The 12,625-nt window shown below is 42.1% G+C and carries 10 protein-coding genes and 1 tRNA gene; 10 read left to right on the plus strand and 1 reads right to left on the minus strand.

Translation table 11 applies throughout. The features are described 5' to 3' along the window. Positions 1–2: 2 nt before the first annotated feature. The 5 genes from atpA (at position 3) to FYJ75_RS03960 (ending at position 4,483) form a co-directional block, all read left to right on the plus strand. Entirely contained in the window at positions 3–1,505 is a 1,503-nt protein-coding gene (gene atpA / locus FYJ75_RS03940) for a F0F1 ATP synthase subunit alpha (protein ID WP_328596851.1), read from the plus strand. 6 nt (positions 1,506–1,511) lie between these two features. Continuing rightward, positions 1,512–2,402 (plus strand): ATP synthase F1 subunit gamma, encoded by an 891-nt coding sequence (atpG, locus tag FYJ75_RS03945; protein WP_154429072.1) that lies wholly within the window; start codon positions 1,512–1,514, stop codon positions 2,400–2,402. A 20-nt stretch (positions 2,403–2,422) separates the two neighbouring features. Continuing rightward, a complete protein-coding gene (atpD, locus tag FYJ75_RS03950) occupies positions 2,423–3,829 on the plus strand; it encodes a F0F1 ATP synthase subunit beta (RefSeq protein WP_154429074.1) in 1,407 nt (468 codons plus the stop codon). Between the two features lie 11 nt (positions 3,830–3,840). After that, a complete protein-coding gene (atpC, locus tag FYJ75_RS03955; RefSeq protein WP_154429076.1) occupies positions 3,841–4,260 on the plus strand; it encodes an ATP synthase F1 subunit epsilon in 420 nt (139 codons plus the stop codon). A gap of 149 nt (positions 4,261–4,409) precedes the next feature. Next, positions 4,410–4,483: transfer RNA gene (locus tag FYJ75_RS03960), tRNA-Ile, on the plus strand. A 19-nt stretch (positions 4,484–4,502) separates the two neighbouring features. Here the strand turns inward: FYJ75_RS03960 and FYJ75_RS03965 are convergent. Further along, positions 4,503–4,799 (minus strand): GNAT family acetyltransferase, encoded by a 297-nt coding sequence (locus tag FYJ75_RS03965; RefSeq protein WP_154429077.1) that lies wholly within the window; start codon positions 4,797–4,799, stop codon positions 4,503–4,505. Positions 4,800–5,239: 440 nt separating this feature from the next. Between FYJ75_RS03965 and FYJ75_RS03970 the strand changes: the two genes are divergently transcribed. The 5 genes from FYJ75_RS03970 to FYJ75_RS03990 all read left to right on the plus strand — a co-directional run bounded on the left by FYJ75_RS03970 (position 5,240) and on the right by FYJ75_RS03990 (position 12,625). Next, entirely contained in the window at positions 5,240–6,913 is a 1,674-nt protein-coding gene (locus tag FYJ75_RS03970; RefSeq protein ID WP_154429078.1) for a M3 family oligoendopeptidase, read from the plus strand. After that, positions 6,907–7,413: a hypothetical protein gene (locus tag FYJ75_RS03975; RefSeq protein ID WP_154429079.1), complete on the plus strand. Its 507-nt coding sequence runs from the start codon at positions 6,907–6,909 to the stop codon at positions 7,411–7,413. Before FYJ75_RS03970 ends, FYJ75_RS03975 begins: the two co-directional genes overlap by 7 nt. 53 nt (positions 7,414–7,466) lie before the next feature. Next, positions 7,467–9,794: an ABC transporter substrate-binding protein gene (locus tag FYJ75_RS03980; RefSeq protein WP_154429080.1), complete on the plus strand. Its 2,328-nt coding sequence runs from the start codon at positions 7,467–7,469 to the stop codon at positions 9,792–9,794. Between the two features lie 157 nt (positions 9,795–9,951). Beyond that, a complete protein-coding gene (locus FYJ75_RS03985) occupies positions 9,952–10,938 on the plus strand; it encodes an ABC transporter permease (RefSeq protein WP_154429081.1) in 987 nt (328 codons plus the stop codon). 13 nt (positions 10,939–10,951) lie between these two features. Continuing rightward, positions 10,952–12,625, plus strand: coding sequence for an ABC transporter permease (locus tag FYJ75_RS03990; protein ID WP_154429082.1), 1,674 nt, complete (start codon positions 10,952–10,954; stop codon positions 12,623–12,625).

Here is a 12,625-nt window from a genome sequence, read left to right on the forward strand (position 1 = left end):
ACGTGGGTTCCATTAGTTCAGAAGAGATTATATCTATCCTGAAAACGGAAATTGAAAATTATGACGTGGTAAGCCAGGACCAGGAGGTCGGCAATGTCATCTGGGTTGGTGACGGAATTGCTACCGTATATGGAATTGAGCATGCCATGTATGGCGAAATTGTTGTTTTTGAAAACGGAATTCGCGGAATGGTACAGGATATCAAACGAGATCAGGTCGGAGTAATTATCCTGGGTAAAGATACCGAGATCAAAGAAGGAACAAAGGTATCACGAACAAAGAAAAAGGCAGGTATTCCGGTTGGCGATGCTTACCTTGGAAGAATTGTAAATGCACTGGGAGCTCCAATCGATGGAAAAGGTGAGATCAAAGCAGATGATTACCGTGCAATCGAGCAGGAAGCACCTGGTATCGTAGAGAGACAGTCTGTAAATCAGCCATTGGAAACAGGTATCCTTGCAATCGATTCCATGTTCCCAATCGGACGTGGACAGCGTGAGCTGATCATCGGTGACAGACAGACTGGTAAAACTTCGATCGCTGTAGATGCAATCTTAAACCAGAAGGGAAAAGATGTTATCTGTATTTATGTAGCAATCGGACAGAAAGCTTCTACTGTTGCAAAATTAGTAAATACACTGACAAAGAACGGTGCTATGGACTATTCCATCGTACTTTCTTCTACAGCAAGTGAATCAGCATCATTACAGTATATTGCACCATATGCAGGAACTGCTCTTGCAGAGTACTTTATGTACAAAGGCAAAGATGTTCTGATTGTATACGATGATCTGTCAAAACACGCAGTTGCTTATCGTGCATTATCCTTATTATTAGAGCGTTCTCCTGGACGTGAGGCATATCCTGGTGACGTATTCTACTTACATTCAAGACTTCTGGAGCGTTCCAGCAAGTTAAGCGATGGATTGGGAGGAGGCTCCATTACAGCACTTCCAATCATTGAGACACAGTCAGGTGATGTATCTGCATACATTCCTACCAACGTTATTTCCATCACAGACGGACAGATCTTCCTGGAGAGTGACCTGTTCAATTCCGGTATGCGTCCGGCCGTTAACGTTGGACTTTCTGTATCCCGAGTTGGTGGAGCTGCACAGACAAAGGCAATGAAGAAATCTGCAGGTACGATCCGTATCGACCTTGCACAGTATCGTGAGATGGAGATCTTTACACAGTTCAGTTCCGATCTGGATGACCAGACAAAGGAACAGTTACAGTATGGTAAAGGACTGATGGAACTTCTGAAACAGCCACTGTGCCATCCGATGAGTCTTGCAGATCAGGTTATCACACTGGTAACTGCAAACAACCGTCTGTTCCTTGATGTTGAAGTAAAGACATTGAAGAAATATCAGGGCGAGCTGCTTGATTTCTTTAAAGCAGAACATAAAGACATCGTTGATGAGATCAATGAGAAAAAGGTTCTTGATGAAGAACTGACAGGCAAAATTGTATCAGCAGTTAAGGAATTTAAGAGCAGGTGATAGAGCATGGCAAATCAGCAGGAAATTCAAAAACGAATGAAAAGTATCCAGGATACGATGAAGATCACAAGTGCCATGTATATGATCTCATCTGCAAAGCTGAGAAGTGCAAAGCAGAAGCTTGAGAATACGGAACCGTATTTCTATTCTCTGCAGTCTGCAATGGCAAGACTTCTTCGTCATATCCCGGAGAACAACAGCCGCTATTTTGACCAGCACGAGAATATTCCGGACAACGAGAAAAAGAGAGGTTATATTGTGATCACAGCAGACAAAGGTCTGGCAGGTGCATATAACCATAACGTTTTCAAACTTGCACATGAACTGTTTGAGCAGGGCGAGAATAATAAGCTTTTTGTCGTAGGAGAACTTGGACGCCAGTATTTTGCCAAAGAAGGACTTGCGGTGGATGAAGAATTCAAATACACCGTACAGAACCCGTCTCTTCACAGAGCGCGTGTTATTACAGAACGTGTAATGGAGCTGTATGATGAAGGCGAACTGGACGAAGTATACATTATCTATACGAAGATGGAGAATTCCGTAACGATGGAGACCGAAAAAATGCGTCTTTTACCATTGGTACGTGAAGACTTTACCTCACCGATCCCGGTAGATATCTATCAGGAAGAGATTAAGACCAATACTTCATTAAGCCAGATCCTCGATCATGTTGTTCCGAACTGTGTAAACGGAATTATATATGGTGCGCTGGTTGAGTCATTTGCCAGTGAACATAATTCCCGAATGATGGCGATGCAGGCGGCAACAGACAGTGCAAAAGATATGCTTGCAAAACTGTCAATCGAATACAATCGTGTGCGTCAGGGCGCAATTACACAGCAGATTACTGAGGTAATCGGTGGTGCAAAAGCACAGAAGAAAAAGAAAAGATAACGAAGGGATGTGAAAACAGGATGAAAACAGGTAAGATCGTACAGGTTATGGGACCTGTCGTTGACGTAGAATTTGAAGATAACGATCTTCCATATATCAAAGACGCGCTTGAAGTTGATAACAATGGAAAACGCTGCGTTATGGAAGTCGCACAGCATATCGGAAATAATACCGTTCGCTGTATTATGCTTGCATCCAGTGAAGGCCTTTGCAAGGATATGGAAGTAAAAGCAACTGGAAGCGGTATTTCCGTACCAGTTGGAGATAAGACACTTGGTCGTCTGTTTAATGTTCTTGGAGATACACTCGATGGTGGTGAGAATCTGGATGCAGAGAAGCATTGGTGCATTCACAGGGATCCGCCTTCTTTCGAAGACCAGAGTCCTGTTGTAGAGATTCTGGAAACAGGTATTAAGGTAATCGACCTGTTAGCTCCATATGCAAAAGGTGGTAAAATCGGTCTGTTCGGTGGTGCCGGTGTAGGTAAGACCGTACTGATCCAGGAGCTGATCCGCAATATTGCAACAGAGCATGGTGGATACTCCATTTTCACCGGTGTTGGAGAGCGTTCCCGTGAAGGTAATGACCTTTGGACTGAAATGAAAGAATCCGGAGTATTAGAGAAGACCGCCTTAGTGTTTGGTCAGATGAACGAACCACCAGGAGCTCGTATGAGAGTTGCTGAGACCGGATTGACCATGGCTGAGTATTTCCGTGATGAAGAACATCAGAACGTGCTTCTTTTCATTGATAATATTTTCCGTTTCACACAGGCAGGATCTGAGGTATCTGCACTGCTTGGACGTATGCCATCAGCTGTAGGTTACCAGCCGACACTTGCAACAGAAATGGGTGAATTACAGGAGCGAATCGCATCTACGAAAAACGGATCTGTAACATCTGTTCAGGCCGTATACGTACCTGCCGATGACCTTACAGACCCGGCTCCGGCTACAACATTCGCACATCTGGACGCAACAACCGTTCTTTCCAGAAAGATTGTAGAACAGGGTATTTACCCGGCAGTAGATCCACTGGAGTCCAACTCACGTATCCTTGAGGCAGACGTTGTAGGTGAAGAGCATTACGAGACTGCAAGACGTGTACAGGAGATTCTTCAGAAGTATAAAGAACTGCAGGATATCATTGCAATTCTTGGTATGGAAGAGTTATCCGAAGAGGATAAAACAACGGTTTACCGTGCAAGAAAGATTCAGAAATTCCTTTCACAGCCATTCCATGTTGCTGAGAACTTTACCGGTGTTCCAGGTAAATATGTACCATTAAAAGATACCGTTCGCGGCTTCAAAGCAATCTTAAATGGTGAGATGGATGAATATCCGGAAGCAGCATTCTTCAATGTTGGTACCATTGAGGATGTTATTGCAAAAGCCAAAGAGATGGATAGCACTGTTTCCGCCAACTAGGAGGAATGCACATGAATACATTTTATTTAAAGGTAATTGCCTGTGACAGAGTCTTCTTTGAAGGCAAATGTCAGCAGGTGATCCTGCCGTTATTTGATGGACAGCAGGCGATTCAGGCGCATCATGAGAATATGGTATTTTCAGTTGAAGTCGGAGAGATCGAGATCCAGAAGGAAGATGGCAGCATCGTAAAAGGTGTTACCGGAACCGGATTTGCCCAGATCATCAATAACCGTGCGATGGTTATTGTCGATACCTGTGAATATCCGGAGGAGATCGATGTACGTCGTGCCGAAGAGGCAAAAGAGCGTGCGGAAGAGCAGCTCCGTCAGAAACAGAGTATCGAAGAGTACCATATGTCAAAGGCATCTCTGGCGAGAGCTATGGCACGTCTGAAAGCAGGCAATAAAGATATTCCAATGGGATATTAGTGTCAGATATGTACGATCAGTACAGGGAAACGCAGGCATATTGTGGCTGCCCTTTCCTTGTGCTTCTGGTACATAGACAGAATTGTTGAGAAAATGCTTGACGAATAATAAGAATTATTATAAGATAAAACTCGTGTTAAGACACAAATGGGCTTATAGCTCAGCCGGTTAGAGCGCACGCCTGATAAGCGTGAGGTCGGTGGTTCGAGTCCACTTAAGCCCATTTTATAAGACAGATGAGATTAGTTCCCATCTGTCTTTCTTTTTGGCCAGAGATCTTTATGTTCTTCAAAGGAACTGTTGATCCAGTCTACGACCTGCTGTTTCCCCTCATTTGTAAATGGAAAAGTTGCATCAAATTTCCGGTCATCATCTGTAAGATTAAAAATATACGGTCCAGGCCAGACCCAGGCGTGGAATATGGCATCGCCATCTTCCGGGGCTTCCCGTCTGATCAGAAAACGCATACCCTCCATCCAGCCGGTATAGGTTGTCTTTTTATAATAGTTGAGATTTAAGATTTCATCGGTAGTGATCATGGACGTTCCTTTCCTGATATCATATCGCATATGAGATCATTGCGCTTTGCTCATTATATCATAGTTTTTCAATCTGTAAACTTTACAAAAATAATACAAATCCTTGAAATTGTTTATATAAAAAACAAAGAAAATGCTGTGAATATAAATACAGGAATTTCAGAGAAAATGACGAAAAAATGATTAAAATACATATTATAGAAGAAAAAAGATACATGAACGTGAATATTTATACCAAAAACAGGAAGTTGGGATCTGGTTGACAAATCGTAAAAACCATGTATAATAGACACAGTTGTTCGCGAGAGGAAAACACATGTATATCGATGAAGTGCAATGGACAAAGGCGTTCATTGGCACTTTTTTTGGTTATAAATAATTTGATTTAATTGGGTAAAGTGGTAAAACACTGCTAAATTAAACCGGAAAGAAGGTTGGAAATGAAATTTTCAGAGATGCCGTATAAGCGTGTTGATATGGACGAGGTAGAGAAAAAATACCGTGACATTATCGACAGAACAAAGAAAGCGTCTTCCGGAGACGAACAGTTTGAAATCCATAAAGAGTATTATAAATTCTCCGGTGATGTTGAAACAAACATTACATTGGCAAGCATTCGCCACGGAATTGATACAACCGATGAATTTTACGAAAAAGAGAATGATTACTGTGATGAGATCCTTCCGGTTATTCAGAAATACGAGAATGAATATGCAAAGGTTCTTTATGAATCTCCATATCGTGATGTATTGGAAAAGAAGATTGGAAAAGTCACATTTAAGAATATTGAGATCGCATTAAAAGCATTTGATGAGAAGATTATTCCATTGATGCAGGAAGAGAATGCATTGATCAGCAAATACACCAAACTGATTGCAACCGCAAAGATCCCGTTTGATGGAGAGACGTATAATCTTTCCCTGATGACGAAGTTTACAACATCGTCAGACCGCGAAACAAGAAAACGTGCATGGAAAGCAATGAGTGATTATTTCCTTTCTGTGACGGATGAGATTGATGAGATCTATGATCAGATGGTAAAGAATCGTACCAGACAGGCAAAGATGCTTGGATATGATAATTACATAGAACTTGCTTACTATCGTATGAACCGCAATTGCTACGATCAGGCAATGGTTGAGAATTTCCGCAGACAGATCAAAGAATCCTTTGTTCCGTTTGCCAGCAGACTTCATGAACGCAGAAGAGAGAGAATCGGCGTGGATTCCCTGAAATTCTATGACAATGGTGTATATTTCAAAAACGGCAATCCTGCTCCAACCGGTACACCGGAAGAAATTTTACAGGCTGGACAGAAGATGTATCATGAGCTTTCCAAAGAAACCGGAGAATTTTTCGATTTCATGATGGAGAATGAGCTCTTTGATGTATTTGGAAGAAAGACCAAGCAGCAGGGCGGTTATATGACTTACCTGCCAAACTATAAATCGCCGTTTATTTTTGCAAACTTCAACGGAACAAGCGGAGATGTAGATGTTATCACACACGAATGTGGCCATGCATTCCAGGGATATCTTCTCCGTAATGAAGAGATCCGCGAATATGCGGACATTACGATGGAGACCGCAGAGATCCATTCCATGTCAATGGAATATTTCACATACGGATGGATGGATTTGTTCTTTGGAGACCGTAAAGATGATTATCTGAAGATGCATTTTGAAGATGCAGCAATCTTCGTTCCATACGGATGTATGGTAGATGAATTCCAGCATCGTGTATATGCCAGACCGGAGATGACTCCGGCAGAGCGTAAAGCAGTGTGGGCAGAACTGGAAAAGGAGTATCGTCCGCACATGGATTATGATAATGATCCATTTTATGCAAATGGTGGGTTCTGGCAGAGACAGTCACATATTTTCCAATGCCCGTTCTACTATATTGATTATGTCCTTGCAAGTATATGTGCAATGCAGTTCAAGGTCATGATGGATGAAGATTTTAAGAAAGCATGGGAGAATTACTTAAAACTCTGCAACCTTTCCGCAAGAGATTTCTTCGTCAATGTAATCCGTGAATCCGGATTAAACAGTCCGTTTGAAGATGGATGTATCCGTGAACTGGTAGAAAAACTGGAAAAGAAGACATGCTAAGAAATAAGTATAAACAGGAAGACATACAAACTTATGTATTGCCTTTTGATGAAAAGGCAAAGAAAAAGACAAACTGGATCACGATCGGCTTTGCGCTTCTTATGGCAGTAGCACAGATTGGAATCGGTCTTGTAAATCAGGATTCTTCCAGAACATTCTGGATCGTGTACCCGTATCTGTTTATGTTCCTTCCGACTGCATTTATGATTGTCGGAGCAGTCAGTTATATGGACGCCGGAATTTCCATGCCGACGCCACAGTATGACGGAAGTATACGAAGAATGCATAGGAGTGCACTAGGAATTCTTGCAATGGATGGCATCAGTGCTGTCTGCGATGTGATTTACATTGTGATTTATCACAGCAGGATTCGTATAGGGGCAGAACTTGTTTATCTGCTGGGACATCTGGTGCTTGCAGCGGTCGTGATCGCATATGCAAAGTACTATGATCATATTTTTGCCGGAATCAGAGTCGAGGAAGGCAAAGAAATCCAATAAGGTTTTATCCTGAAAAGGTTAAGACATAGATTATTTCATTAGGAGGAAATATTATGAAAAAGATGAGACAGATGCTTGCCATTCTTATGGCAGGTACAATGGTAGCTGGTCTCGCAACAGGCTGTGGCAACGGTAAAAACGATGGCACAGAATCCGGATCTAAAGCCAGCTCCGACACACCACTGGTAATCGCTTCACAGGATATGAGCGAGAAATTCTCAGAGTTCTTTGCAGCGTCCGTACCAGATCAGCAGGTTGCTGATATGACAGCGGCATATCTTCTGGAGAATGATCGTGCCGGTGAATTAATTATGAATGGTATTGATGGAGAAACCAAAGAGTACAACGGTACTGACTACACATACACAGGTATCGCAGACTGTAACATTACAGAGAATGCAGATGGAACTGTAGATTATGATTTCACTCTTCGTGATGATGTAAAATTCTCTGATGGTGAGCCTTTGACAGCTGATGATGTTATTTTTACATATTATGTATTCTGTGATCCATCTTATGATGGAGGAGCATCGATTGGTTCCCTTCCAATTGTAGGACTGGATGCTTACCAGAGCGGATCTGAAGTATTATACAAATACTTACTGGAAAAAGGTGCTGATAACACAGATTTCTCTGTTGTAACAGAGGATCAGCAGAAACAGTTCTTCGATACAGACCTTCCAAAGGCTGGAGAAGAATTCGCACAGAGCATTGTAGATTACTGCCTGGCAAATCTTGACGCATCTGATGCAAAGAATGATATCGCATTCAGTATGGAAAACTACGGATACGGTGCAACAAACGATGACGGAACTTTCTCAAGCGCTTATACAGGCAAGACATGGACTCTCGAGGGAGATGATGTTCCTACATTAGCAGATTTCTGGGATGATTTATGTGCAAACCCAAAATATGAAGGAGATATCCTTGCAATGGCTGATGCTGAGAAGGCAAGCACAACTTTAGCAGATTGTTTTGATGACTCTTACAAAGCAGCTGTTCAGACAGGTGATTCTGCAGATCATATCGAAGGAATTAAGAAAACAGGTGATTATTCTGTAAAAATTACATTATCTACTGTAGATGCAACAGCATTAGCTCAGCTTGGTAAAACACCAGTACAGCCAATGCACTATTATGGAGATGCTTCTGCTTATGATTATGATAATAACCAGTTTGGTTTCACAAAAGGTGATCTTTCTTCTATAAGAGAAAAAACTTCTACTCCAATGGGAGCTGGACCTTACAAATTCGTAAAATACGAGAATAAGACAGTATACCTTGAAGCAAATGAGAACTACTGGCGTGGTGAGCCAAAGACAAAGAATATCCAGTTTAAGACAACTTCTGAGGCTGATATGGTTCCTGGTGTTGTTCAGGGAACTGTAGATATTTCTTCTCCATCTCTTTCAAAAGCAGCGCTTGAGCAGATCTGCAGTGAGAACTCTAACGGTGAAGAGAATGGTGATACATTATCTCTTACAAAGACAGACTACAATGGATATGGTTACATCGGTATGAACTCTAAAAACGTATGTGTTGGCGGAGACAATGCAAGCGAACAGTCAAAAGATTTACGTAAAGCAATCGCTACTGTACTTGCTGTATACCGTGATGTTGCAATCGATTCTTACTATGGAGATGCAGCATCTGTAATCAACTACCCAATTTCAAATACATCATGGGCTGCTCCACAGAAATCTGATGCAGATTACAAAGTAGCATTCTCTACAGATGTAAATGGCAACCCAATTTATACAGACGGAATGTCAGAAGACGAGAAATACGATGCAGCTCTTCAGGCAGCATTAGGATACTTCGAAGCAGCTGGTTATACTGTAGAAGACGGTAAATTAACAGCAGCTCCGGAAGGCGCTAAATTAGAGTACGAATTAATGATCGGTGGCGGCGGAAACGGAGACCATCCTTCATTCGCTGTAGTAACAGCAGCATCTGAGGCACTTGCTAAGATTGGTTTCAAACTTGATATTAACGACCTTGCTGATTCTTCTATCCTGTGGAACGCAACAGAAGCTGGAACAGCTGAGATCTGGTGTGCAGCATGGTCTGCAACATTAGACCCGGATATGTATCAGGTATATGATTCTAATGGTGGATCTGCTTACATGTATGAGATCAACTCCCCAGAACTTGACCAGATGGTTGAGGATGCAAGAACAAATACAGACCAGACATATCGTAAGGCTGTATACAAAGAGGCTCTTGATTTCATTGTTGATTTTGCAGTTGAGATTCCGGTTTACCAGAGACAGGAAGCAACTCTGTACAGCACAGAGCGTGTAAACATGGATTCTGTTACACCGGATCAGACAACATATTATACATGGTTAAACGAAGTACAGAATCTTGAATTGAACTAATTTCCATTAGGAGTGCCACATAGCAATGGCTGGGAAGCAGATGCTTCCCGGCCAATGCTAAAGGTATTTCGCAAGAGGAAGAAGAGGCGTCTTTTTGCGAAATACCTTTAGCTTTTTCTTTGCTAAGGGGTAACCAATATACAAGGAGAGTATTAAAATGAAGAAATTTGTTTTAAAAAGAGTTTTAATATCGTGTCTGCTTCTTGTCTTTGTTACAATGATTATTTATGGTGTTATGCGATGCATGCCGACATCATACGTTGAACAGCAGGCAATGGAACTCTCAAAGAAACCAGGCGCAAAAAGTTATGGTGAATGGCGTGATCAGTTAAATGCGCAGTACGGTCTAGATACCGGTATTGTACAGGGATATTTTACCTGGGCCGGAAAAGCAGTACGTGGACAGTTTGGTGATTCCTGGTACTGGAATCAGCCGGTAACAAAGAAGTTTGCCAGCGTAATCTGGTACTCGTTTGCACTGGCACTCGGCTCTTTTATACTTGAGATTGTAATCGCAATCCCGGCCGGTATTCTTGCAGCAAGAAAACAGTATTCTACATCGGATTATGTAATAACAGTGCTTGCGCTGATCGGTATTTCCCTGCCGAGCTTTTTCTTTGCAACCATTTTGAAGTATATTTTCGCAATTAAACTTGGCTGGTTTGACCTGTATGGTATTGTAGGACGTATGCATGATCAGCTCTCACCGGTTGGACAGTTCTTTGATATGGCAAAACATATGGTCCTTCCAACCATTGTACTTGCAATTGTCAGCATCGGTAGTCTGATGCGTTATACACGTACCAACATGCTTGAAGTACTGAATTCCGATTACATTCGTACTGCAAGAGCAAAAGGTTTATCCGAGAGTGTCGTTGTCAATAAACATGCATTCCGCAATACACTGATCCCGATCATTACATTGCTTGGTGGAACACTTCCGGGATTATTCAGTGGTGCGATGGTTACAGAGACCCTGTTCCAGATTCCGGGTATTGGATATACCTCTTATCAGTGTGTGATGCAGGGAGATATTCCATTTGTTATGTTCTATATGACATTTATTGCAATCCTTACGCTTTTGGGCAACCTGATTGCAGATATTCTTTATGCGGTTGTTGACCCTCGTGTCAGAGTAAACTAGGAAGGAGGAAGACATGGATAACAATACAGAAAAAAAAGATATGAAACTTGACAGCGAACAGCGTGTCCGCGTACTTTCCCCTGGGATGCTCGTGGCAAAGCGGTTTTTACGCAATAAGCTTGCAATTGCAGGTGTTGTGATTATTGTTTGTATGTTCCTTTTTGCATTTGTTGGTGGTCTTTTGAATCCATATTCGCAGAGCCAGGTGTTCTACACCACAGATGAGATGAAAAAGGATTATGCAGGTGCAACCGAGATTTCGGATTATCAGATTTATGCAGCAGATGGTGTGACACTTCCATCCGATGCGTTTTCCAAAACAATTCTTGCAGCTACAACGCAGAAGTATGTGTTTGAGACGAAAGATGGATCTCAGCTTGGACTTGGCAAAGTAAGTGATTCTTCCTATATTATGTATGCAATCGATGGTTCTGCCTCTGCATCTCTTGCGGATTCCGAGGAGTATCAGGGTGCGGCAGCTGCCGGACAGAATGTATTTACAAAAGACGGAAAATCTTATCTGTTTACAGAACAGGATGGACAGCTTGATTTCTATACAGGTACAGAGATGGCAGTCGTATGCCAGCTTTCCTTTACCGGATACACAGCGGAAACACAGTTTTCCTATGATTTTTATCATAATGCAATCGTAGCCATGGCAGATGATGAGACTGGATTCACAGCAGATGACAGCACTTATACGATCAAACAGGAAGGCAAATCAGCAGCCATGGTAGAAGATGCAGATGGCAAAGATTATGCTTATATTTCCAATATGAACATCAACAGTGTTGTAGATGGCGTATTTTTAACACCGGCATTTAAAGAGGCTGTTGTTGCAGCAATCGAAGATGACAAAGAAGAGTTTACTGCTGAGGATAAAGATGGTAATGATGAGACATATCTGCTCAGCCAGAAAGATGGTCAGTACACGATCAAACGTTATCAGGAGACAAAAGTCGTTGACTCTTATGCAAGTCCATCCAAAGCACACTGGGTTGGAACAGACGCTAATGGTATGGATCTTCTTGCACGACTGATGTATGGTGGACGTATCTCTCTTCTGATCGGGTTTGTCGTTGTTGCGATTGAAGTCGTTTTAGGCATTATCGTTGGTGGTATTGCCGGATTCTTTGGCGGCTGGGTTGACAATGTTTTAATGCGATTTGTTGATATTGTATATTGTATTCCTGCAATTCCACTTTACATGATCCTTGGTTCTATCATGGATTACTATAAAGTGTCTGCAACCGGACGTATTTATATGTTATGTATTGTCATGTCCGTCCTTGGCTGGGTTGGAATCGCGCGTATCGTACGTGGACAGATCCTTTCTCTTCGTGAGCAGGAGTTCATGATCGCGGTAGAAGCAACCGGAATCAGCATCCGACGCAGAATTTTCAGACATTTGATTCCAAACGTAATTCCACAGTTGATCGTATTTGCAACCATGGGACTTGGTGATGTTATCTTATCAGAGGCAACATTAAGCTTCTTGGGACTTGGTATCAAGTATCCTGCAGCTTCCTGGGGAAGTATCATTAATGCGGTTAACGATTCTTACGTAATGACGAATTATGTATTCGTATGGATTCCGGCAGGTATCCTGATTCTGTTAACAGTACTTGCATTCAACTTTATCGGTGATGGTCTGCGTGACGCATTCGATCCGAAAATGAAACGGTAG

Source organism: Roseburia porci, assembly GCF_009695765.1.
GTDB lineage: Bacteria > Bacillota > Clostridia > Lachnospirales > Lachnospiraceae > Roseburia > Roseburia porci.